22 protein-coding genes, 1 pseudogene and 1 riboswitch are annotated in these 24,202 nt (G+C 39.3%); of the genes and pseudogenes, 9 read left to right on the plus strand and 14 right to left on the minus strand.

What is annotated here, in order from left to right; all coding sequences use genetic code 11:
• Positions 1 to 63: 63 nt before the first annotated feature.
• Positions 64 to 2,769: an aconitate hydratase AcnA gene (gene acnA / locus IE222_RS13265; protein ID WP_191273553.1), complete on the minus strand. Its 2,706-nt coding sequence runs from the start codon at positions 2,767 to 2,769 to the stop codon at positions 64 to 66.
• A 317-nt stretch (positions 2,770 to 3,086) separates the two neighbouring features.
• Between acnA and sspO the strand changes: the two genes are divergently transcribed.
• Positions 3,087 to 3,236 (plus strand): small acid-soluble spore protein SspO, encoded by a 150-nt coding sequence (gene sspO / locus IE222_RS13270; RefSeq protein WP_191273555.1) that lies wholly within the window; start codon positions 3,087 to 3,089, stop codon positions 3,234 to 3,236.
• Positions 3,237 to 3,283: 47 nt separating this feature from the next.
• Here sspO and IE222_RS13275 read toward each other — a convergent pair whose 3' ends face one another.
• A complete protein-coding gene (locus IE222_RS13275; protein WP_191273557.1) occupies positions 3,284 to 3,553 on the minus strand; it encodes a hypothetical protein in 270 nt (89 codons plus the stop codon).
• A gap of 113 nt (positions 3,554 to 3,666) precedes the next feature.
• Here IE222_RS13275 and IE222_RS13280 point away from each other — a divergent pair, with 113 nt between their 5' ends.
• Positions 3,667 to 3,807: a small acid-soluble spore protein P gene (locus IE222_RS13280; protein WP_191273559.1), complete on the plus strand. Its 141-nt coding sequence runs from the start codon at positions 3,667 to 3,669 to the stop codon at positions 3,805 to 3,807.
• A gap of 171 nt (positions 3,808 to 3,978) precedes the next feature.
• On the opposite strand, the gene selA is transcribed toward IE222_RS13280, so the two are convergent.
• The gene (gene selA / locus IE222_RS13285; protein WP_191273561.1) at positions 3,979 to 5,385 is read right to left on the minus strand and encodes an L-seryl-tRNA(Sec) selenium transferase; all 1,407 of its coding nucleotides are present in this window, start codon (positions 5,383 to 5,385) and stop codon (positions 3,979 to 3,981) included.
• Between the two features lie 100 nt (positions 5,386 to 5,485).
• On the opposite strand from selA, the gene IE222_RS13290 reads away from it, so the two are divergent.
• Entirely contained in the window at positions 5,486 to 5,890 is a 405-nt protein-coding gene (locus IE222_RS13290) for an Hsp20/alpha crystallin family protein (RefSeq protein ID WP_191273563.1), read from the plus strand.
• A gap of 75 nt (positions 5,891 to 5,965) precedes the next feature.
• On the opposite strand, the pseudogene IE222_RS13295 reads toward IE222_RS13290, so the two are convergent.
• Positions 5,966 to 6,148, minus strand: a pseudogene (locus IE222_RS13295) (Rdx family protein); the annotation flags it as partial.
• Positions 6,149 to 6,353: 205 nt separating this feature from the next.
• Here IE222_RS13295 and selD point away from each other — a divergent pair.
• Positions 6,354 to 7,406 carry a selenide, water dikinase SelD gene (selD, locus tag IE222_RS13300; RefSeq protein WP_191273567.1) on the plus strand — a complete coding sequence of 351 codons (1,053 nt, stop codon included), beginning with the start codon at positions 6,354 to 6,356 and terminating at the stop codon, positions 7,404 to 7,406.
• Between the two features lie 32 nt (positions 7,407 to 7,438).
• Here selD and IE222_RS13305 read toward each other — a convergent pair whose 3' ends face one another.
• From IE222_RS13305 to IE222_RS13315, 3 genes are all read right to left on the minus strand, one after another.
• Complete coding sequence (locus IE222_RS13305) at positions 7,439 to 8,401, minus strand: L-threonine 3-dehydrogenase (RefSeq protein ID WP_191273569.1); 963 nt, start codon at positions 8,399 to 8,401, stop codon at positions 7,439 to 7,441.
• A gap of 32 nt (positions 8,402 to 8,433) precedes the next feature.
• A complete protein-coding gene (locus IE222_RS13310) occupies positions 8,434 to 9,624 on the minus strand; it encodes a glycine C-acetyltransferase (protein ID WP_191273571.1) in 1,191 nt (396 codons plus the stop codon).
• Between the two features lie 424 nt (positions 9,625 to 10,048).
• On the minus strand, positions 10,049 to 11,047 hold the full coding sequence (locus IE222_RS13315; protein ID WP_191273573.1) for an NAD(P)H-dependent flavin oxidoreductase: 999 nt from the start codon (positions 11,045 to 11,047) through the stop codon (positions 10,049 to 10,051).
• Positions 11,048 to 11,260: 213 nt separating this feature from the next.
• Positions 11,261 to 11,362: riboswitch (purine riboswitch) on the plus strand.
• A 171-nt stretch (positions 11,363 to 11,533) separates the two neighbouring features.
• Here IE222_RS13315 and IE222_RS13320 point away from each other — a divergent pair.
• Positions 11,534 to 12,127: a xanthine phosphoribosyltransferase gene (locus IE222_RS13320; RefSeq protein ID WP_191273574.1), complete on the plus strand. Its 594-nt coding sequence runs from the start codon at positions 11,534 to 11,536 to the stop codon at positions 12,125 to 12,127.
• Positions 12,127 to 13,428 (plus strand): nucleobase:cation symporter-2 family protein, encoded by a 1,302-nt coding sequence (locus IE222_RS13325; protein WP_191273576.1) that lies wholly within the window; start codon positions 12,127 to 12,129, stop codon positions 13,426 to 13,428. The genes IE222_RS13320 and IE222_RS13325 overlap by 1 nt, the downstream gene beginning before the upstream one ends.
• Positions 13,429 to 13,451: 23 nt before the next feature.
• Here the strand turns inward: IE222_RS13325 and IE222_RS13330 are convergent, their stop codons facing one another.
• Positions 13,452 to 13,664, minus strand: coding sequence for a spore germination protein (locus tag IE222_RS13330; RefSeq protein ID WP_191273578.1), 213 nt, complete (start codon positions 13,662 to 13,664; stop codon positions 13,452 to 13,454).
• Between the two features lie 223 nt (positions 13,665 to 13,887).
• Here IE222_RS13330 and IE222_RS13335 point away from each other — a divergent pair, with 223 nt between their 5' ends.
• The 3 genes from IE222_RS13335 (at position 13,888) to IE222_RS13345 (ending at position 17,151) form a co-directional block, all read left to right on the plus strand.
• Complete coding sequence (locus IE222_RS13335) at positions 13,888 to 15,438, plus strand: ABC-F family ATP-binding cassette domain-containing protein (protein ID WP_191273580.1); 1,551 nt, start codon at positions 13,888 to 13,890, stop codon at positions 15,436 to 15,438.
• 148 nt (positions 15,439 to 15,586) lie between these two features.
• Entirely contained in the window at positions 15,587 to 16,741 is a 1,155-nt protein-coding gene (locus tag IE222_RS13340; protein WP_191273582.1) for an MFS transporter, read from the plus strand.
• A 65-nt stretch (positions 16,742 to 16,806) separates the two neighbouring features.
• Positions 16,807 to 17,151, plus strand: coding sequence for a hypothetical protein (locus IE222_RS13345; protein WP_191273584.1), 345 nt, complete (start codon positions 16,807 to 16,809; stop codon positions 17,149 to 17,151).
• 100 nt (positions 17,152 to 17,251) lie between these two features.
• Here IE222_RS13345 and IE222_RS13350 read toward each other — a convergent pair whose 3' ends face one another.
• The 6 genes from IE222_RS13350 to IE222_RS13380 all read right to left on the minus strand — a co-directional run bounded on the left by IE222_RS13350 (position 17,252) and on the right by IE222_RS13380 (position 24,180).
• The gene (locus IE222_RS13350) at positions 17,252 to 18,799 is read right to left on the minus strand and encodes a S8 family serine peptidase (RefSeq protein ID WP_191273586.1); all 1,548 of its coding nucleotides are present in this window, start codon (positions 18,797 to 18,799) and stop codon (positions 17,252 to 17,254) included.
• Positions 18,800 to 18,924: 125 nt separating this feature from the next.
• The gene (locus tag IE222_RS13355; protein ID WP_191273588.1) at positions 18,925 to 20,031 is read right to left on the minus strand and encodes a CotH kinase family protein; all 1,107 of its coding nucleotides are present in this window, start codon (positions 20,029 to 20,031) and stop codon (positions 18,925 to 18,927) included.
• A gap of 319 nt (positions 20,032 to 20,350) precedes the next feature.
• Positions 20,351 to 20,920 (minus strand): peroxiredoxin family protein, encoded by a 570-nt coding sequence (locus IE222_RS13360; protein ID WP_191273590.1) that lies wholly within the window; start codon positions 20,918 to 20,920, stop codon positions 20,351 to 20,353.
• Between the two features lie 1,007 nt (positions 20,921 to 21,927).
• On the minus strand, positions 21,928 to 22,317 hold the full coding sequence (locus tag IE222_RS13370) for an OsmC family protein (RefSeq protein ID WP_191273594.1): 390 nt from the start codon (positions 22,315 to 22,317) through the stop codon (positions 21,928 to 21,930).
• Positions 22,318 to 22,418: 101 nt separating this feature from the next.
• The gene (locus tag IE222_RS13375; RefSeq protein WP_191273596.1) at positions 22,419 to 22,814 is read right to left on the minus strand and encodes a DsrE/DsrF/DrsH-like family protein; all 396 of its coding nucleotides are present in this window, start codon (positions 22,812 to 22,814) and stop codon (positions 22,419 to 22,421) included.
• 91 nt (positions 22,815 to 22,905) lie between these two features.
• A complete protein-coding gene (locus IE222_RS13380; protein ID WP_191273695.1) occupies positions 22,906 to 24,180 on the minus strand; it encodes an MFS transporter in 1,275 nt (424 codons plus the stop codon).
• Positions 24,181 to 24,202 lie beyond the last annotated feature (22 nt).

Below are 24,202 nucleotides of genomic sequence, written 5' to 3' on the forward strand. Positions count from 1 at the left end.
AACAATTTAAGAGACGGTAAAAAACACCATGAGCTGAGCGCATGGTGTTTTTTAAAACTAATCTTATGCTTGTAATTTTTCACGAAGAACCATTTGTAAGATACCGCCGTGACGATAGTAGTCAATTTCAACTTCAGAGTCGAATCGTACTAATACTTCAAATTCTTTCTTGTTGCCAGCTTCGTCAGTAGCACTTACTTTAATTAAGTCACGTGGTTTTACATTTTCATCAACTTGAACTTCGAATGTTTCTTTACCAGTTAAACCAAGTGACTCAGCACTGTCCCCATCTTTAAATTGAAGTGGAAGTACACCCATCAACACAAGGTTTGAACGGTGGATACGCTCAAAGCTTTCAGCAAGAACAGTCTTAATGCCTAATAGGTTAGTACCTTTTGCAGCCCAGTCACGGGAAGAGCCCATTCCGTAATCTTTACCTGCAAGAACCATTAATCCAGTTCCGTTTTCTTTATACTTCATGCAAGCATCGTAAATAGATGTAACTTCGCCTGTTGGCCAGTAAGTAGTGAAGCCGCCTTCTGTACCAGGAGCGATTTGATTTCGGATACGAATGTTTGCGAATGTTCCACGCATCATAACTTCATGGTTACCGCGGCGAGAACCGTAAGAGTTAAAGTCGCGAGGCTGAACGCCTTTTTCTAATAAATATTTTCCGGCAGGTGTATTTTTACCAATAGCTCCTGCAGGAGAGATATGGTCAGTTGTAACAGAATCACCAAACTTACCTACTACACGAAGGCCAGATAATGGTTCTACTGTACCAGGTTCTGCTGATAACCCCTCAAAGAATGGAGGGTTCGCAATATAAGTTGAATCCTCATCCCAAGTGTATAACGGCTCATTGCTAGTTTTGATTTCGTTCCAACGCTCGTTGTCTCCGAATACGTTCTCGTACTCTTTACGGAATAGTTCAGGAGTAACGGTACGTTTAACTACGTCATTTACTTCTGCAGTTGATGGCCAAATATCTTTAAAGAATACATCATTGCCGTCTTTGTCTTTGCCAATTGGCTCAGCAGCAAAATCTACATTCACTGTACCAGCTAGCGCATAAGTCACAACTAATGGTGGTGAAGCAAGATAGTTTGCTTTTACAAGCGGATGAATACGCCCTTCAAAGTTACGGTTCCCTGAAAGAACAGATGTAACGAGAAGATCGTTTTCTGCGATTGTTTTTTCAATTTCTTCTTTTAATGGACCGGAGTTACCGATACAAGTTGTACAGCCGTAACCAACTAGGTTAAAGCCGATTTGCTCAAGATATGGAAGCAATCCGGAATCACGAAGATATCCTGTTACAACCTTTGACCCTGGTGCTAAAGAAGTTTTTACGAATTTTGGTACTTCCATGCCGAGTTCAACTGCTTTTTTCGCAACTAGACCAGCAGCCACAAGAACATATGGGTTAGAAGTATTCGTACAGCTTGTGATAGAAGCAATAGCCACCGCACCAGTTTTGATTTCTGCTTCGTCACCATTGTTAAATTTAATGGTTGCTGATTTTACAAGCTCATCAGCTTGTAAGCCGAATCCTTGGTTGCCTTGTGGCGCAGATACAGCTTTCACGAATTCTTCCTTCATTTTTGAAAGTGGAATTAAATCTTGCGGACGCTTAGGACCAGAAAGATTTGCTTCAATTTCAGCAAGGTTGATTTCGATTACATCTGTATAAACTGGTTCATCAGATGGATTGAAGAATAAGCCGTTTGCTTTGCAATATTGTTCAACCACGTTAATTTGCTCTTCATCACGGCCTGTTAAGCGCATGTATGCAAGTGATTCTTCATCAATTGGGAAGAATCCACAAGTTGCACCATATTCAGGAGCCATGTTAGCAATTGTTGCACGGTCTGCAAGTGGAAGAGATGACACACCAGGACCGAAATATTCAACGAATTTACCAACTACACCATGCTTACGAAGAACTTGAGTTACTTTTAAAGCAAGGTCAGTTGCAGTTGCACCGTTTGGAAGCTCGCCGATTAATTTAACCCCAACTACTTCAGGAACTGGGAAGTATGAAGGCTGACCAAGCATTCCTGCTTCTGCTTCAATACCGCCAACGCCCCATCCAAGAACACCAAGACCGTTGATCATTGTTGTATGAGAGTCAGTTCCTACCAATGTATCTGGATAAGTTTCTAATTCACCGTCAACTTCGGCAACGTGAACTACATCTGCTAAAAATTCAAGGTTAACTTGGTGAACGATACCAGTTGCCGGAGGAACAGCACGATAGTTGTTAAATGCTTTTTGTGCCCAGCTTAAGAATTGATAACGCTCAGCGTTACGTTCAAATTCAAAATCCATATTGATTTTCAAAGCATCAGCTGAACCATATGCATCAACTTGTACAGAGTGGTCGATAACTAGATCAACTGTTTTTTCTGGATTGATTTTATCAGGGTCACCGCCAAGGTCTGCCATTGCTTTTCTTAAAGAAGCAAGGTCAACGACTGCTGGTACACCAGTAAAGTCTTGCAGAATAACACGAGATGGTTTAAATGGAACATCCACTTCTTTCAGTTCGTCAGTTCCCCATTTTGCTAAATTTTCAACATGCTCTTTTGTAATGACACGACCGTCATATTGGCGGAGCACAGATTCAAGTAATACTTTAACGGAATATGGCAATTTAGATACATTGCCAACGCCTGCTTCTTCTAAAGCATTTAATCGGTAGTAATGATAGCTTTTGCCGTTCACATCAAAGGAAGAACGGGCATTAAATACATCGTTTTTCACCATTCAAAAAACCCCCTTACTCGACATTAAAAAACCGAATTTCAACAAAAAAGATATAAATTTGATTTTTCCATCCAGCTTCAATTCCATATTAATACAAGCGATTACATAAGTAAATAACAAGAAAGTTATTGTTCTTGATAAGTTTTGCTTATCAATTTTCATATAACCTGTTCAGAATATTTTGATAACCGTGGATTACCATATGTAATTTATAAATTGAAAACTGAATGGTCATCTATATTATTATGTCAAAAAAATAATTCTTTGTCATTTATTTTATTCCAGAGGAAATAGTATTTACATAGGAGGTGATTGGGATGGCTAAAAGAAAGGCGAATCATGTAATTCCTGGAATGAATGCTGCTAAAGCCCAGGGAAATGGCGCAGGTTTTCATGAAGAAATAGCAAATGAACCGTTAACCGAAATGGAGAAGCGTAATAATAAGAAACGAAAGAAAAATCAGTGATAGTTACGTGAAAATGGGTCCCCAGCCGTGAGGACCCATTCTTTTTTCTAATCTTGATTAACTTCTGTTACCATTTGCTCCAAATCTTGTTGGAACTGCTCCAATTGTGCCCGCTGTTTTTCAGAGGCAACCTCCAGCGCATTTTCAATTTGCTGGTATGCTTCATTGACTTCATTTTTTAAATGCTTTAGTTGATGGCCATAGTTAGCACTGTCGCTAACGATGGTTTCAAACAGCCCTTGAGCATCCTCAAAACCTTGCTGCGCCGCTTGAAACGCTTCCTGTTTATTCTTATTATAAGGATTTCTTTGTGTCACTTTTCTTCCTCCTTCATTTTTGTTTACCCTTTAAATTGCACAACCCGAGAAAAAATATACAGCATAAAAAAGGCTTTTGATTGCATCCTAATGGTTACGAGGAGGGATGAAAAATGACCAATAAAAATGACAGTAAAGACATGCAAAAAAATGCTCCTAAACAATCCGGACAACCGGAACCACTTAGTGGATCGAAAAAAGTAAAAAATGCCAACCATACACGGGCAAAGCATAATTCCAGTCATGATATGTAGAAAAGCGGAAGCGCCTGGGTAGCGACGTATGGCCTGAAGGTCTTTCGACTAAAGGAAACACAAAGAGCGAAAGTGATTCGTTGTTGACTTATTGTAGGGAGAAGATCGAAGGACACTAGTCGTGGGAGCTTAAGCTAGACATAAAGAAATCGGCGTTTCAGCCGATTTCTTTTAAATATTTATTAACGCCTCAAGAAGCTGGTCCTCTTCCTCCGCTGAAACTGTTCGTAAATCGATTAGAAACTGCTCTTTCTGAATTCTTCCTACAATGGCAGGTTTATGTTCTGTGCGCAATTTCCTTCCCAATTGTTCGGCTGTTAAAGAATGATGCGTTAATGCAATCACCATAGTTGACAGTTCAACATCTGGCATTGTTCCACCGCCTACTTGGCTGACGTCAGGAAAGATTTCCGTTTTAAAACAATTTGTTTTTTGTAATAATTTTGTAACAAACCGTTGTGATCTTTCGTCTAATTCAATAGCAGACACTAATAAATCCCGGATTGTCGGAATATTACGCATTGCCATTTCACCGCGGGCATATTCTAGTAATGTACCCTCGAGCGCCGCAAGCGTCATTTTATCCACACGGACAACTCTGGCTAATTGATGTTTTTTCAAACTGTCTATGAATTTTCTTTTCCCAGCAATAATCCCAGCCTGAGGTCCTCCAAGCAGCTTATCGCCGCTAAAGGTGACAATATCTGCCCCCATTTCAATGACCTCTTTGACTACCGGCTCTTCACCAATACCATGCTTTCTAAAGTCAAACAAGGCGCCGCTTCCAAGGTCTTCATAAAAAATAAGTTCATTACCTGTTTTGGTTAATTGAACAAGGTCTGTTGTTGCAACTGATTTAGTAAAGCCTATCACCTTAAAATTACTTGTATGGACTTTCATAATCATAGCCGTCTCATTCGTGACTGCTTTTTCATAATCATATAAATGGGTTTTATTCGTTGTTCCAACTTCGACAAGCCTTGCCCCACTTTCTTCCATAATCGAAGAAATACGAAACGAACCGCCGATTTCAACTAACTGTCCTCTTGATACAATCACTTCTTTGTTTGCAGCAAGTGCCCGTAATACAAGATAAACAGCGGCTGCATTGTTATTAACGACCATCGCTGCTTCTGCACCAGTAATTTCTTTAATAAGCTCTTCCACATGGCTGTGACGTGAACCTCGTTCCCCTTCATAAAGTTTATATTCAAGATTTGAATAACTTCCTGCCGTTTCTACAACATGTTGAATAGCGGTCTTACTTAGCCGAGCCCTGCCTAAATTAGTATGTAAAATGGTACCTGTAGCATTAATCACTTTTTCTATTGTATATGAAAACTGTTTTGTGGCAGTTTTTTCAAGCATTATGAATAACTCTTCAATAAATTGATCTGTCCCCGGCATAGTTCCCTGCCATTGATCATTGATAATGGCTTGCCTAACTTGCTCTAATACTTCTTTTAAGGATTTGGTTAATTGGACTTTATCCAGTCCCATTTCTTTCAGGAGCATTAGAAACGTTGAATGGTTCTGCAGTTCATGGACAGGTGGTATGAATCGTAGGGTTTCTTTCACAAATAAAACTCCTTTACAAATACATCTTACGACTTATTATACCATCTTTCACGTTTTCCGCTTGTGTGAATAAAATGAAACGAGCAAGGGGGCGCTGGCTTTGGATGAAAAAAAAATAAATCAAAATCTGTCAGCCGATTATGATAAAATGGAACAATGGTTACGCGATTATTTTCTTGACCCGCGAACTGAACACGAAGATCATGCATTGTTTAAAATAGATATTTATGAAACAGATGATCATTGGATTGTAGAAGCGGTATTAAAAGGTTACCTAAGTTCCGATATAAAAGTTATGATCAAAGAATCCGATCTAAACATTTCAACACAAAAGCAAGAGCATTCATACCCTTCTGCCTTTCTTAAAAAGGAAAGGACAATTCATTTCCCCTTCCAAATTATCCATCATTGTGTGACCGCTATATTTCAAAATGGTATGCTCGAAATTTTTATTTCTAAGACAAAGAATGGATTAGGAAAAAATCGCTATATTACCTTGCCGTAGCATTTCTTTTTTTTTATTCAGTTTACATAACATTATTACTGAAAATCATAAAAGGTCCTTCTTCTTAAGGACCTTTTATGATTCCAATATTTGAATAATCTCGTCGGTATCAGGAAAAAGCCCTGTATCATCCTTCGAATAGATTTTTTTACCGTTAACCGTTACTTCAAAGACACCGCCTGATGCTGGAATCAATTCCAGTTTTTCAATATCCCTTCTAAAATGGGTAATCAACTCTTCCGCGAAACTCGCGGCCTTTGGTGCATAGTTTCACATCATACAAAATTCTACAATTACATTATACTTACCCACAGTAAATTCCCCCTTTTACCAGCATTTTCTTTTTATTAATATAATAGAAATAATTGTATCTCAGCCATTTAGGCATTTGCAAATTCTTTGCACCAATCGTGCAGTTTCATTGAGATAGAGTTATACTACTAAGAGTGGAGGTGTACATATTATGAGTGAACATGAGAAAATTCGCCTGACCTCGTTATCCACGAAAGCTGGCTGAGGTTGTAAAATTGGTCCTGAAGACCTGACGCAAGTTTTGCGTCTATTACCAAAGCAAGACCCAGTCCCTGAATTGCTTGTTGGAAACGAAACGAGCGATGATGCGGGAGTTTATCAATTAACTGATTCGATTGCCCTAATCCAAACGGTCGATTATTTTACCCCGATTGTGGATGATCCTTATATGTTTGGACAAATTGCGGCTGCCAATTCCTTGAGTGATGTGTATGCAATGGGCGGTGAGCCAAAAACCGTTTTGAATATTGTCGGGTTTCCCATTAAAAAACTAGGAGCAAACATCTTAGCGGAAATTTTACGGGGTGCAGCCGATAAAGTAAAAGAAGCTGGAGCCATCACAGTAGGCGGTCATTCGATTGATGACCAAGAGCCTAAGTTTGGACTTTCCGTTACAGGGATCGTACATCCTGATAAAGTATGGAAAAATGTTGGTGCAAAATCAGGTGATGTACTCGTATTAACAAAACCCATTGGCGTCGGCATATTAACAACTGGAATCAAACGAAGTATGGTTTCACCAGAACAGGAACAGCTCGTAACTGCAACAATGGCTATGCTGAATAAAATAGCAGCTGAAACGCTGACCGCCTTTAAGCCACATTCTGTGACGGATGTAACTGGATTTGGACTCCTAGGTCATGGGAGTGAAATGGCACGCGGAAGTAATGTAAGCTTTGAAATTTCGTTATCGCAAGTGCCGATTTTAGAAGGAGCGGTTGAACTAGCAAAAAATGGGGTTGTCCCAGGAGGTTCTAAGTCGAACCACAAATGGCTGCAGGATGATGTTATTTATGATGACATTCTTCCGGAGGAACAGTTGGTTTTATGTGATGCCATTACATCTGGAGGACTGCTTATTTCTATTAGTGTGGAAGAGGCAGAGCAGTATGTGAGGGAGCTCAGGTCAAACGGGTTAACCGATGCATCCATTGTCGGACGGGTTATCGATAAGGAAGACAAATTAATGTATGTAAAAAGATAACAGCGAAGCCAAGGTGCTTCGCTGTTTTTCTATCAGCCGGAAATTCTCAACTGCATTTTTTGTCTTAATTTATCAATCATATCCTGCGTCATTTTATCTAAATCGTAATCGAACTTAAATCCCCATTCCTCTTTGGCTGCTGCAGAGTCAATGGAATTTGGCCAGCTATCAGCGATATTTTGCCTTGCCGGATCCACATTGTATGAAATTTTAAAGCCAGGAATATACTTGGCGATACTAGCAGCAATTTCTTCTGGGTCAAAACTCATCGAACTAACATTAAAGGAATTACGGTGGATGAGCTTGCTGGGATCAGCTTCCATCAAGTCCACGATAGCATTTAAAGCATCAGGCATGTACATCATGTCCATATAGGTGCCTTTATCAATATAGGAGGTATATCTGCGATTTTTAACCGCTTCATAATAAATTTCAACCGCATAATCGGTTGTTCCTCCGCCCGGCATGGCTACATAGGAAATCAGTCCAGGGAAGCGAAGGCCCCGAGTATCAACCCCAAATTTATGATAGTAGTAGTCAGCTAAAAGTTCACCTGCTACTTTATTTACTCCATACATGGTGGTAGGACGCATAATCGTATCCTGCGGGGTATTATCTTTAGGAGTAGATGGACCAAATGCGCCTATTGAACTAGGTGTAAAAAATTGCGCCTTTACTTCCCTTGCTGTCTCAAGTGCATTTAACATGCCGCCCATATTTAAATTCCAAGCAAATACCGGCTTTGATTCAGCAGTTGCTGATAAAAGTGCAGCTAAATGCATGACGGTATCGACCTTGTGTTTTTTAGCTATCTCCACCATCCTATTTGCATCGGTAACGTCGAGAATTTCAAACGGACCACTGTGGGCCGCTTCGCTGTCATTTTTCTTAATATCGGTGGCAATAACATTGTCGGCACCATAAAGATCTCTAAGTTTTAAGGTTAGCTCAGATCCTATTTGTCCAAGTGCACCTGTAATTAGTATTCGCTTCATCGATGTTCCCCGTCCTTGTTCGTTAGTCTATTTTAAATAATACCCATTTCCTTACCAACTTTTTCATAAATAGAAATTGCTTGATCAAGCATTTCTTTCGTATGTGCAGCAGTCGGCATGTTACGGACCCTTCCTGTTCCTTTAGGGACAGTTGGGAATACAATTGCTTTGGCGTAAACCCCTTCTTCAATTAATCGTTTACTGAATTCCTGTGCCGTGGTTTCTTCCCCGATTATGCAAGGAGTAATCGGTGTTTCACTATTGCCGATATTGAATCCAAGTTCCTTTAATCCCCTTTTTAAATAGTTTCCATTTTCCCACAGTTTTTGATTAAGCTCTGTGCTTTCCATTAAGATCTCAATTGCGCGCTTACTTGCCGCGACATCTGCAGGTGTTAATGAAGTAGAAAATAAGAATGGACGGCTGCGTACTTTTAACCAGTCAATCAGATTTTTCTTACCGGCTACATATCCGCCGACAACACCGATTGCTTTTGACAACGTTCCAATTTGGAAATCGATTTTATCGGAAAGGCCGAAATGCTTCACCGTTCCGGCTCCATCACCTAAAACACCAGAGCCGTGCGCATCATCAACATAAGTAATTAGATCGAATTCTTCGGCAATTTTAACGATTTCCGGTAACAACGCAATGTCTCCATCCATTGAGAACACGCCATCTGTAATAACCATAATTTTGTTGTACTGGCCTGATTCTTTCGCTTCCTTTGCTTTCGCGCGAAGATCTTCCATATCGGAATGATTAAAGCGAATGATTTTTGCCTTAGAAAGCCGGCAGCCATCAATAATGGATGCGTGGTTTAATTCATCAGATAATATAGCATCGTTTTTATCCATAACTGCGGAGATTGCTGCCATATTACAGTTGAATCCTGATTGATAAGCGATGGCTGCTTCAGTATGTTTAAATTCAGCTAATTTCTCTTCAAGTTCTACGTGAAGTTTTAATGTACCGTTTATAGTACGAACCGCGCCTGCCCCGACACCGTATTTTTCGAGTGCATCTGTGGCTGCTTTTTTCAATCGGTCATCGGTTGCTAACCCAAGATAGTTATTTGATGAAAGGTTAATTAGCTCTTTTCTGTTAATCGTAATTACCGGACCATTTGGGCTTTCAAGCGGGTCGATAACGTTATAAAGGCCTTTACCCTTTAAATCTTCAAGATTTTCATTTAAAAATTTCTCTAAAATAGTACTGGACACTGTTTAAATCCCCCTTATTCCTTTATGTATTCATTTTTGTCGTTATGCAATGAACAAATGTCCACCTGAGGAGGACAGTTGGAATTAATAAAAATCCCAATATAAAAGGATTTATTACTTATAATTTATCATATTATCCGTAAAGTGTTCATGTCAAGAGGACAAATTCGCGAAATTTTTTTTCATTCTTTAGGTTATCCCAATAATCTGTTGTAAATGTCTAATTTTCGGGGTTTGTTTCTTTTGTTAACCTGTGGAATTATGGGATACAGCCGCCAACTTTTACAATTTACCCGTATAACTTGCTAAAATACCCGTCATTTTTTCTTATTAGCCCCTCAAATTTACTAATTTACCCGCTAACGGCAAGCATCAGCACAATTAGAAAAGCAGTCTAAGAAATTTAGACTGCTTGCATGAAGGGTTATTTTGCATGGACGCCTGTTAAATTCTTGGCATTTTGATTAATTCTTTCCAATGCCTGTTTATATTCCTTTTCTAAACGCCGTATAATATCCGCAGCCGATTCAATTCGGTCAATTGCTCCGACCCCGTGGCCAGCGGACCAAATATCGCGCCATGCCTTCGCGTTCGTATCTCTTTGCATATCATCAAAATCCACTTTTTCCTTGCTCACTAGCTGCTCCGGATCTAGTCCTGCTTTTTTAATGCTTGGTTTTAACATATTGGCATTAACACCGGAAAAAGCATCTGTCAAAACAATATCTTCCTGTGTCGCCCCAACCAGCATTTCTCGATATTCATCATTTGCCAGACTTTCTGTTGCGACGATTAATCGTGTTCCCATGTATGCGAGGTCAGCCCCTGCTGCCTGTGCCGCTAAAATTCCTTTGCCAGTTGAGATCGAACCAGCTAACACAATAATTCCATCCCAAAAAGAGCGAACCATATCAACAAATGCGAAACCGTTGATTTGCCCTGCATGCCCCCCAGCACCGCTGGCAACCAAGATCAGCCCATCCACTCCAGCTTCTGCGGCTTTCCTGGCAAACTTCACATCACTGACATCGGAAAAAACAAGACCACCGTATTCATGGACAATCTCTACAACTACCTTTGGGCTACCTAAAGAAGTAATCACCAATTGCGGCTTGTGTTTTTTGATTAACTCCAATTCATCCTTAAGGCGGCTGTATGAACTATGAACAACCATATTCAACGCCCATGGTGCAATCCTCCCGGCAGGATCTTTTTCCCGTGCATCATTTAAGCTCTCATTTAATTCTCCCATCCATTGATCCAGCACCTCAATTGGACGTGCATTCGGCGCTGGAAATGAACCGATAACACCACTCAAGCAGCAGGTTTTTACCAATTCGGTGCCTGACACCAAAAACATAGGGGCAGCAATCACCGGCAAGCGTAACAGATTCCACCATAAATCAGGAATCATTTTCACCATAAAAGCACCTCTCCCATTTTGAATTTTCTGAACAAATCGCACACTTTTTATAGTATCTAAAAATGAATGATTGTTCAATCATTTAATTGAACTAGATATAAACCTGTTAAAACTGTTTGCAAAACCCGAACGATATGTATTTATTTAAAAATTCCATTCGTTTTTTGCTAAAAAAGGATTGCTTTACGCTACTAAGGGTTTTATAATGTGAATATCAAATTCATATGTTTCACTCATATAATAGCGGGAATATGGCTCGCAAGTTTCTACCGGATTGCCGTTAACAATCCGACTATGAGTGGGTAATGAGCATTCCGTCTGAAGTGATATTCAGCGGACTTCCTTCCTATTCCTTTCGGATAAAGCCCGAAGGTCATTGCCTCACTCTATTTTGAAGTGAAGCAATAACCTTTGGGCTTTTTTGTGCAAAATAAATTGAAACCAGTGCTGTATCAGCTTCAATGCGGCAAAACTTTGGAGGTTAACATGAAACTATTAGAAGAAAGAATTAAGCGAGATGGACAAGCATTATCCAAGCATGTATTAAAAGTGGATTCTTTTTTAAATCACCAAATAGATCCCGAATTAATGCAGGAAATTGGGAAGGAATTCGCTAATCGGTTTGCCGAAGAAGGAATAACCAAGATTGTAACGATTGAATCATCCGGGATTGCCCCTGCAGTTATGGCAGGATTATACTTACATGTCCCAGTAGTTTTTGCTAGAAAAAGAAAGTCACTTACCCTGTCTGAAGGTTTACTTACTGCATCAGTCCATTCTTTTACGAAAAATGAAACAAACGAAATTTCTATCTCAAATAAATATGTTCAAAAAGATGACCATGTTTTAATCATCGATGATTTTCTTGCGAATGGTCAAGCAGCACTTGGGTTAATTGATATTGTCAAGAAAAGCGGCGCAAGCATTGCGGGAATCGGTATCGTTATTGAAAAGTCCTTCCAGGAGGGAGCTGCCGAGCTAGAGAAACTTGGTTACAGAGTGGAATCGTTAGCACGGATCGCCGCTCTTAACGATGGAGAAGTCATTTTTAAAAATGAAAATGTGGAGGAGCTTGTCTAATGAAACATCCATTTAAAACCGCCTCATTAGGGATTCAGCATGTATTGGCCATGTATGCCGGGGCTGTGATTGTCCCTTTGATTATAGGTAAAGCCCTCCATTTTACTAATGAACAATTAGCTTATTTAGTTTCATTAGATATTTTAACAAGCGGGATTGCGACACTCTTACAAGTTTGGCAAAATCGTTTCTTTGGAATCGGACTTCCGATTGTCCTTGGCTGTACCTTTACGGCCGTTGGTCCAATAATAGCCATTGGCGGACAATATGGACTTTCATCTATTTACGGTTCAATTTTAGTATCTGGGCTTATCGTTATTTTGATTGCAAAATATTTCGGGAAATTGATTCGTTTCTTCCCTCCTGTTGTTACCGGCTCAGTTGTGACTATCATTGGAACTACTTTAATACCTGTTGCGATGAATAATGTTGCCGGCGGACAAGGCAGTTCAGATTTTGGATCTGTTTCTAATATTGCACTGGCATTTGGTACGCTTTTATTTATTATAGTTTTATACCGTTTCTTTAAAGGTTTTATTCGTGCCATTTCGATTTTATTAGGATTACTGGCGGGAACCATTGCCGCTGCGTTCATGGGAAAAGTCAATTTTTCTGCAGTCAATGATGCATCATGGTTCCATATGGTAACTCCATTACATTTTGCTTCACCTTCATTTGACTTAGCGCCAATTATTACAATGACACTTGTTGCTATTGTAAGTCTTGTAGAATCATCAGGGGTTTATTTTGCCCTAGCAGATATTACTGGTCGAAAATTATCGGAAGAAGATTTAGTAAAAGGGTATCGTGCAGAAGGATTAGCAAGTGTCATCGGAGCATTTTTCAATTCATTTCCTTACACTACCTATTCACAAAACGTTGGTCTTGTCCAGTTCTCTGGTGTTAAGGATAAAAGTGTGATTTACCTTATGGGCGGCATGCTTGTATTTCTCGGCTTTTTACCAAAAATCGGCGCATTAACTACCGTTATTCCTACTGCTGTCCTTGGCGGCGCGATGGTAGCAATGTTTGGTATGGTTATCGCTTCAGGAATCAAAATGTTAAGTAAAGTGGATTTTTCATCACAGGAAAATTTATTAATCATTGCCTGCTCTGTAGGTGTTGGCTTAGGTGTAACTACAGTTCCTAATTTATTTGATGCTCTCCCTGAGAGTGTAAAAATTTTAACCAACAGCGGGATTGTTTCTGGAAGTTTAACAGCGATTTTCCTTAATATTATTTTTAATGTTGTAAAACCGGTTAAACAAAAGCAAGCCGCACAGAGTCTAAAAGCTTCTTAATATAAAAAACGCATCAGACGGAGCTACTCCATGCTCCGTCTGATGACATCTAAAATTCCATTTATGCTAGAAGTATTTAAGCCGCTAGAAGTTGTTACACTGGAACCGCTGTTCCCTTCACCAGAGCCTGATATAGTCTTTGTGACTGATACCGGAGCAATCTTTACCGCCCCTCCAAAATTAACAATCCCTCCAGAAATTGTACCAATATTTACTCCAAAAGGGGTTTTGTTCACAAGCATTCCTCCCTTCCTGCTTATTTCTATATAATATGTACAAGCTCAATGTTTGGTTTAAACGCCATCACTATGAATCAAAAAATATGTTTTTTTCTCATTGCCATATTTTGAAAATAGCTATTCATGAAAATTTCTCTAGATAATCTAGTCGGATTTTCGAAATTCTAGTATGATGGAAGAATGATTGATTTTTTGAGTAAAGCGAGGATTACAAAATAAAATGAGTCTATTAAATGTTGAAAATTTATCACATACATTCGGAGATCGAACATTATTTAAAGATGTTTCATTCCGCTTATTAGCAGAAGATCATGTCGGTCTTGTAGGAGCAAATGGTGTTGGAAAGTCGACGTTAATGAACATCATCACCGGGCAATTGATTCATGACGGCGGCCGGGTTGAATGGACACCAGGCGTTCATTACGGCTACTTGGATCAGCATACAGTGCTGACACGGGGGAAAACGATGCGCGATGTACTTCGTGATGCCTTTCTTCCCCTATTTGAAAAAGAAAAAGAATTAAATGAAGTAACCGCACAAATGGCTGATGCTTCACCTGAGGAGCTTGAGGTATTGCTTGAAAAAATGGGTGAAATTCAAGATGCACTTGACGCCGGCGGCTTCTATTCTTTGGATATTAAAATTGAAGAAGCGGCAAGAGGACTAGGACTAGATGCCATTGGTCTTGACCGTGATGTAGCTGCACTTAGCGGTGGACAGCGTACAAAAGTATTGTTAGCAAAACTCCTATTAGAGCAGCCCAAAGTTCTTTTGCTAGATGAGCCAACCAACTATCTCGATGTAGAGCATATCCGTTGGTTATCATCTTATCTAAAAGATTATCCTTATGCGTTCTTATTAATTTCCCACGATACTGAATTTATGAATTCAGTTTCAAATGCTATTTTTCACTTGGAATTTTCCAAGTTAACCCGGTATACAGCAAGCTATGAAAAATTCCTGGAACTTGCTGAAATTAATAAGAATCAGCATATTAATGCTTACGAAAAGCAGCAGGAATTTATCAAAAAGCAAGAAGACTTTATCGCGAAAAACAAAGCACGATATTCGACGACTGGCCGGGCCAAAAGCCGGCAAAAGCAGTTAGACCGGATGGAGCGGATTGATCGCCCTGAAACTGCCTTGAAACCAACATTTGAATTTAAAGAATCGCGCTCAAGCAGCCGTTATGTCTTTGAAGCATCAGGACTTGAGATTGGCTATTCTCACCCACTCTTGCCAAAAATGGAAATGACATTAGAGCGCGGCGAGAAAGTTGCCATAATAGGCTGCAATGGTGTCGGTAAATCAACTTTACTGAAAACCATGCTTGGAAAAATTGAACCGCTCGGTGGGAAAGTAGAGCGCGGCGATTTCCTCTTCCCTTCGTACTTTGAACAAGAGGTAAAGGCCGGTAATATTACACCAATTGAGGATGTCTGGAATTCCTTCCCGCACATGGATCAACATCAAGTACGCGCTGCTCTCGCCCGCTGCGGATTAAAAAACGAACATATCTCCCGCCCGCTAAACCAGCTAAGCGGTGGCGAGCAGGCGAAGGTGCGCCTTTGCAAGCTGATGATGACAGAAAGTAACTGGATTTTATTCGACGAGCCGACAAACCATCTCGATATTGATGCGAAAGCAGAATTGAAACGAGCATTGAAAGCCTACAAAGGAACGGTCGTTCTAGTCTGCCACGAACCAGATTTTTACGAGGATTGGGTGACAAAAATCTGGGATGTCGAGGAATGGGCACAATCGAACTAAATAGTTAAAGGGTTCCATTCTTGGGACCCTTTTTACTTTATGATTTTCAGGCTTGCATAGTCTTACCATGCTAGGTGATAATTGTAAATGGGCTTTTAAAAGAAATAATAATGACATTTTAGTATTTTTTATAAGGAGTGATCTTCCTTTGCAAACAAAATCAGCTTTACCGATTTTATTTGTAGTGATGTTTTTGGTAATGGTGGGATTTGGCATCATTATTCCAGTATTGCCGTTTTACGCTGAAGAAATTGGAGCTACCCCAACAGAACTTGGTCTTTTAATGGCGGTCTATTCGCTGATGCAGCTCATTTTTGCTCCGATGTGGGGACAAGTTTCCGACCGGATTGGGAGAAAACCGGTGATGATGATTGGAATTGCCGGGCTGGCACTATCGTTTTTCATCCAAGCGATTTCAACCGAGCTGTGGATGCTCTTTGCCGCAAGGATCATCGGAGGAATTCTGTCATCCGCCAATATGCCAACCGCAATGGCTTATGTTGCTGATATAACAACAGCGGAAAACCGTGGTAAAGGAATGGGGATAATAGGTGCAGCAACGGGCTTGGGCTTTGTTTTTGGCCCGGCAATTGGCGGGATTTTTTCCAAAATTAGTTTAAGCATGCCGTTTTACATTGCAAGCGCCTCATCGTTTCTTACTTTATTTCTGGTAATGCTTCTATTAAAAGAATCCAAACACAAAAGCAGCGATTCTATTCAGAAAAAGCAATCCTTTTGGAGCGCTTTTAACAGCGGCGCCTCTGTCTTGTTTATTGTGCAATTATTTATTTCTTTATCTCTTTCAGGCTTGGAAGCAACCTTTGCTTATTTTGCGGCCAAAAAAGCCGGGCTCAATACGGTACAGCTTGGTTATATTTTCATGATCATGGGGTTCGGCAGTGCGATGGTCCAAGGCGGCTTAGTCGGTAAATGGACAAAGAAATATGGAGAAAATGCCGTTATTCAAGGCGGGATAATTGTATCCGCTATTGGATTTGGGTTAATTTTACTTGTACATAACTTTGCTACCGCAGCAATTTATTTAACGATATTTGGACTCGGGAATGGTGTAATCCGTCCAAGTGTCTCTTCCCTGCTTACCAAGACAGCAAAAACAGGCCATGGAAGCTCAACCGGACTATTATCTTCTTTTGATTCATTAGGAAGAATTATTGGACCACCGCTTGGAGGCTGGCTTTTTTCCTTGTCCATTGGGCTGCCGTATATATCAGGAGCCATTATCACAATCGCAGCCTTTGTCCTATTTCTATTATTCCGCCCAAAGGATGCTGTGAATATGTAATTTTAAGGTATGGACTAGCATAGAATGAGTACGAAGATTCATTTGATTAAAGGAGCCGGGGAAAAATGAAATTATCAACCTTTATAAGCGTGCTGGGTCTTTTGCTCACACTAGGTTTCGTTGCCTACCTTGATTCACCGTACTCATTTATGAATATTAACTATTCTTATTCCGCTGACCAGCCGGTAATAGCGCAGCCAGCCAGCATACAGCCAGCTGAAGAAGAACCAGAGCTTGTAGAAAAATTAGAAAAGATAGAAAAGGTAGATGGTTATATCGTAGAAACGTACCAAGAATACGAGATTTATAAGGACCCAAATGGAAATGTCACGGAAGAAATCCCTACCTCTAAAATGGAAACATTGAAATACTGGGATCAAAGTGAGTACTCCCCTTCGGTTTTTGAATAAAACATTTTCTATCTTTAAAGATAAAAAGGCTTTTGGGCAGTGTTCCCAAAAGCTTTTTTCACCTTACTTATTAATTTAGAAGGTTTACTCACTTGGGTTATTATACCACCAATCGAAGAAATAGATCTGCGCCCGGTGTAATTGTCGCAGTGGTAATTTGTACAGGTGCTTGTCCCGGCAATGCTACAAATATGCCATAGGACCCTGCCTGAAGATTTGGCAGACGGAACATTCCATCCGAAGCGGTTACTCCTGTATCAATTAAGACATTGGTTTTCGTCGTATACATAGATACATTAATATTACCTCTTCGTGCAAAGACTCTTGCATTTCCGATTGGATTTCCATTTTGGTTAACGACTTGTCCATAAAAACTGCCTAACTTTGTTTTCAAATTTTTCCCTCTATTTCTCCTGCCGCTGCTTCGATTTCCTGAGGTTCTTGCCTCTGCACTGCACGGAAGATTTTGATTTAATGTTGACTGCCTGCGTATGGCTTTCCCGCTCGTACGTTTTACGGCGTTACTAGCATCGATTAACCCATATCCAAAGAAAGCATCCCATTCTTTAATGGCTGCATCAATTGGTTTTGCTGATCTCTGAATAACCTGAATAATTTCTTGATTGCTAAGCTGCGGGTAGATCGCTCTTAACATAACTGCCAATCCGGCTACAAATGGTGCTGCCTGTGATGTCCCGCTTAAAGCATCGTAGTTTAATTGTACATTTGCTACTGGATAAGTAGGAGTTGTTGAAAGAATAGCAATACCAGGAGCAGTAACGCCAACATCCATGCCCCAGCTAGAAAAATAAGCACGATCATTCGCCTGATTTGTTGCAGAAACTGAAAATACATAATTATACCCAGCAGGATATTGTATTTGTTCATTTCCATTATTACCGGCTGATGCTACGATCACGAGGCCTCGATTCCAAGCAAAATTGATGGCCAGCTGAAAGGCTTGGCTATATGCAGGACTGCCTAAGCTCATGTTAATGACATTTGCCCCATTGTTCACTGCATAAAGTATTCCTGCTACAATCCAGGAAGTTTGGCCTTGTCCTTGTGGACCGCCTAAAACTTTGACGGGCATGATGTTAGCCGTATTAAAACTCATCCCTGCGATTCCGGTTTTATTATTCGTAACGGCAGCTGCAACCCCCGCAACATGTGTTCCATGACCATTAATATCAATAAAACTACTATCTGTAGTGAAATTAGCCGGTGAAACTATTTTTTGCGCTAAATCAGGATGGTTTGGGTCAATACCTGTATCCAATATCGCAATGATTTGAGAAGGTGTTCGATTGCGGACCTGATCCCATGCCTGCTCCGGATTCGTTCTCCTAAGCCCCCATTGGCATTGCAGTCCGTTATTTGAAGTTTGAATTGGTGTTTTATAAAATGGATCATTGGGTCTGAAGTTAGCTGAATAGGTCTTTTCTGTTTCTACAAAAGTAACATGGGGTGAAGCGTGGTAGGCCTTAAATGCAAAGGTGGCATTAATTTGGGGAACCGTTACGACTTCTACGTTAATTTCGGGAAATTGCTTAATAACCTTACACCCATTTACCTGATGTAAATAGACACGCTGAGCCTTATTACAATCAGGATGGAAACCTACTAACAGGTTTACATTAGCATTCAATGTACATCCCTCCTTTATGAAAATGTCGAAATGCTTGTCCGACTTAAAATAAAGTATTCAAAGGAGAGTGAATGCGTAAGGGCTTATTTCCTAATGATATAAGGATTTTTTAAGGACAATACAACCTAGGATTTTAAATCTATTAAATGATTTTGAATGTACGTTCGACGATTCCGAATGAATTGACGAATCAAATCTATTTCTTTCTCAAACTGTTCTAACGAATACGAAATGTAAGGATCTTTCCTTAAATCGTTTTGCAGCATTGTTTTTAAAGAATCTATTCTTGGTGTTAGGTAACTCTCTGTAAATTTTTCAGCAAGGATTTTCTCAAGCAGCTCCCTATATTGTTTTCTAAACAGTCCATGTTCTAAAAGACGGACAGCCAGAAGGTTGGTTTGATCACCAGTAATCGGGACAAAATCATACTCCATGATTGCTCCGTGACAATCTCTTCCCCATGTGGCTTCATTATCCCATGGAATGATTTCGAATAGATTTGTTTCAGCATTAAGGACTAAGGCATAGTTTTGGTGGAAAGCATCAAAGTTTTGAATACAAACGACACCAGCGTACCATCTGAAAAATTGATCAACGTCTAAATACTTTTTTATTTCAGTTGGGAAATCCTCATTAGAAAGGGTATTGATTTTAAAAATAAATGCCCTTAAATACTGATCATCCTCGATATCCCCATATTTGCGTTCATAACCGGCTAATACATCCAGCTTAAAACTTTTATCATACGTGCTGAATAAACAAAAATCGGCGTTACTGTTTTCCGCATAGTAGATTGCCTTTACCGGTATGTTTCTTTTTTGAAAAAATAAACGGTCAACGGACTCTATTTCTAAGTAAATGCCGGCATTTTTTCCATTGATTTTTAATACGATGTGTTTTGTTTGCGGTGAGTGAACACCAATCTCTTGAAAAAAATCGAAGGATAATTTCGATCGTATAAGCGAGGAATCCATAAATTCAGCGTTAAGATGCAATTCTTGGTTCTTTTGATAGGCTGAGGGTTTTAGGAATGTAAAAAGGTAGGATTTCTTTTCAAATTCGCGGATATGATTTCCTCGAAAGGCAATGCCAATATCATAAGTTTTGTTATTCATCATTAACTTCGCCGGAACGGGATCATCGAACCAAATATCACGCTTAAGTTCTCGAAGATTAGCCGGACGAATGAAAAGATGATAAGCTGGTAATTCTAGCCTAGATGGGCTAGTCATTATACATACACTTCCTCTTCAGGTATAAATTGTCCATAATATTGTATGTACTTGAGAATGTTCCTGTGTGGGGGTATGGGAGATTTAAATACAAATTAACAATCCATTATTATAATAGGCCTTACTATGTGGATTTAGGGTTAGAAACAAAGGTAGTAGGAGCATAGAAAAAATTGTCTCCAATCGGGGCTATTGGAGACACTACTTAGCGGCCAAACAAATAAAGTCTTCAATCACGGCTAATTTTTCGGTTTTTACCAGACAAATTGAATAACATGTGAATGTCCAACTTCCCCCGATTTTTTATTAAAAAGCCACTTTAATTAATACTTTTCATAATTTCAGTCATCATCTCTATATCCATTGGACCAATTATTTTCTTATAGATTATACCATTCGTATCAATAATATAGCTTGTTGGAATCGTAAAGGCTTGATATGCATCTCCTATTTCCCCAGTGCTGTCTAGTAATATTGGAAAGGTTAAACCATAATCCTTCACAAACGCTCCAACCCCATTGGGATCTTTTTCCGCCGTCGTTAAGTTTACGGCTAAAATTTCAACATTTTTTCCTTTTTGTTCTTTATAGAATTCTTGCATATGAGGCATTTCTGCTTTACATGGCGGACACCAGGTTGCCCAAAAGTTCAAGATTAGTTTCTTCCCTTTAAAATCGGACAGTTGAACATCTTTTCCATCCAATGTCTTCAATTGAAAATTAGGAGCTTTGTTTCCCTCTTGAAAGCCAATTTTTATGGAACCTTGATCACTAGGTTTACTTACTTCCTGTATTTTCTTTTCAGCTTCAGTTGGTGATGAGGTATAATCATATATTCCCCATCCAATTAGACCAAATAAAGCAATGATAACGATTATCTTTTTGTACACTTTATTCACTCCTCTAGATAGTATAAGTGGATGAAAAGGCACTTATCATTTGCATTTTGCCAGTAAAAAGTAAAATGCAAATGATAATTAGAATCACCCCATTGAGCTTTGGTAAAAAATTATTTATTCTTTTCTAATGAATACGTTACAATTACTGACAAAATGAGAAATGGAATTCCGGGCAATGAAAATTGAGATATTTGCCATAGAAAACTCCCCTATCGGCTTTATTCTTACAAACGATTGTTAAGAATCAATTAAGAAATGGTTTTTTTATCCCAATTAAATAATGAAACAATAATGAGCCCGATAAAAAACCACTGTTCGATTGAAAATATGAATAACCTTGAATCTGTTTTTCCTTGAGCAAAAGATAGAAAAAGACTCAGAAAAGAAAATAAGATGTAATTGGTAAAAATTTTCCTTTCGGATAATTGCTGTTTAAATAAAAAGAACATCAGAACAAAAATAGGAAAAAAACCTAGAATAAGGTGAATCATTTTGTCGTTATCCAAAAATACAAGTTCTAAAATGTGGTATGCGCTTATGACAGAAAAACTAAAAATGAATCCAGTTTGTGAGATAAGCAAGTTTCCTATATGGCTTTTCTGTGCTCTAAACACGAAGAAAACTATGGAAAGGATGATTGCAAGAAACAGTCCTTTCATTCCTCCCGTAAAATACAATAAGGAGAATGGACTTTTCATCACCAAAGATGGCTCAAGGATGATTAAGCTCCCTTTCCAAATAAGAAATCCTAAAAATAGACTATTTGATAATACATCTAATATTTTTTTATGTAATTCCCTTTCTTGAGTTCTTATTAGCCAAAGCTTGATAACGAGTATAGCGAAAAGGACAGCAATTCCAAGCAAAAGCCATTTAAACAAAATAGCAAAAGACCCTATTTGAACAATCTGCATAAGGGACCCCCCTTTAATTCACAAAGCCATTAAAGCTCTTTTTCGCTTATTATACCACAAGGGGTATAATAAGCGAAGGAGATGTTAATGATTTATGACTTCAAATGACTCACTTATTTTAATACTATCTTTAACTGACTGAACCATCGCACAATTTTTAAATGCCATCTCAATGGATTTTTTAATTTGTTCTTCCTTAAGACCCGTGCCTTCAATGATATAATGCAGGCTAATTTCGGTTACTTTATTAGCCTCTTCCTTTTTTCTTTCAACATTTGATTGGATACGAATTGCCTCAACTTTCATTCTTTTCTTTTCTAAAATTTTATATAATACCCCGCTGCTGCATCCAACAATAGATGAAACCAATAATTCGAATGGTCTATAACCCTTTGAATCATCAGATGAAATAGGTAAAATACCGTAAATTGTTTCATGATTTGTTACACCATTTTTATACTCGTACTCTAACATCTGCAATCCCCTTCCTAAAAAGTATGATTCAATCCTCTCATACAATTGTTAAGATTATATTAAGCACAAAAAAAACGCTTGGCATCCAAGCGTTTGTCTTTTTAAAATGTTAGTGTAACATCTGCATCTTTTGCAAAATCTAGAAATGTAACTGCGCCGCCAACCTCGACTCCATCAACAAAGTCCTTCGTATCTAATCCCATGACATCCATTGTCATTTGACAGCCGATAAATTTAACGCCTAAGTCGTGAGCCATAGCGACTAACTCCGGAATAGAAGGTACATTTGCTTTAGCAAAACCTTCTGCGAAATGTTCTTTACCTGCTGGCATTGACAGCTGTTTATGTGCTTCTTTATGAATTAAATTTAATCCTTCAAATGTAAAGAAAACCGCTACCTCTTGATCGGTTGCTGCAGCCGCCGTAGCGATATTAAATACTTTATAGGCATCAAATAAACCACCATTACTTGCGATAATTGCTACTTTTTTATTCATTAATGACTTCCTCCTAAAATATCTTTTATTACCACTACCCCTATAGGTATATAGTAATCTAAAAAAATAATATTGTCAAATCTGCTTATCTCTATACATTTAGTTGTACCTTGTCTTGTTCCTTATGGCGCGGCCATAACACAATTGGAATAAGGAGCAAGGATAAAATGCCGCCTGCCAGCGACAATACAATATAACTTGAATTGGCGACAATCATTCCCGATAATGCTCCGCCGGAAGCACCTGCCAAAGCAATAAACACATCCACTGTTCCTTGTGTTTTGGCACGTGTCGACGGTTCTGTTGAATCAACAATTAAAGCCGTCCCGCTTATTAAGCCAATGTTCCATCCTAACCCGAGTAAAGCTAAGGCAGTTCCTAATAAAATCATGGAATCATTTGGAGAAAATGCTGCTATTACCCCCGCAAGCATTAACGTCCCTCCGGAAGCAATAGCCATTTTTGTTTTACCAACCCTATCCACTAGTACTCCGGTAATAAGAGAAGGAAGAAACATAGCAGCTACATGAACACCAATCACAATCCCAATTTCCTTTAAACCATGACCATGATGCTTCATATGAACCGGTGTCATCGTCATGATGGCAACCATCACAATTTGTGTCCAAATCATAATAATTGCCCCGACCGTAATCCCCCATTTATTTGTTTCGGAAGCTTCTTCTGCTGAAATTTGTTTGTTTTCTTCTAATTCTCTAGCGATAACAAACGGGTCCGGACGAAGCATTATAAAAAGGATTAATCCAGCAAGGATAAAAGCAAAAGCGGCTAAAATAAATGGTCCAGCCAATGCTGGGACACCCATTGAAGCAGCAAGATTCCCCATTACATCTACTAAGTTTGGACCTGCAACCGCACCAAAGGTGGTCGAAACCATCGTTATACTTACTGCAGTTGCCCGCTGCTTTTTACTCGCCAGGTCTGTTCCCGCATATCGAGCTTGCAAGTTAGCGGCTGTTCCTGCACCGTAAACAAATAAAGAAGCAAATAAAAGAAAAATTTGATTCGTTATCGCAGCAATCACTACACCAATTGCTCCAACCCCGCCAGTTATGAAACCAGCCGTTAAACCAGTGCGCCGTCCAAAACGATTCGATAATCTCCCGACAAATAAGGCCGCACCGGCAGAGCCTAATGTAAATAAAGCGGTTGGAAGTCCAGTTAGTGTATCTTTACCAAGCATTTGCTGGGCAAGCAAGGCACCAACTGTAATCCCCGCAGCAAGACCCGCACCGCCAAATATTTGCGAAAGGCTCACTATAAGCAATGTCCGCTTGTATAACTTCCTTTGCTTATCCGGAGAGTCAATAATGCTTTGAAATACGTCATCTCTTAAACTAGAAATATTGTAACACCTCCTTTAAAAA

It is taken from the genome of Neobacillus kokaensis, from assembly GCF_014656545.1.
GTDB lineage: Bacteria > Bacillota > Bacilli > Bacillales > Cytobacillaceae > Neobacillus > Neobacillus kokaensis.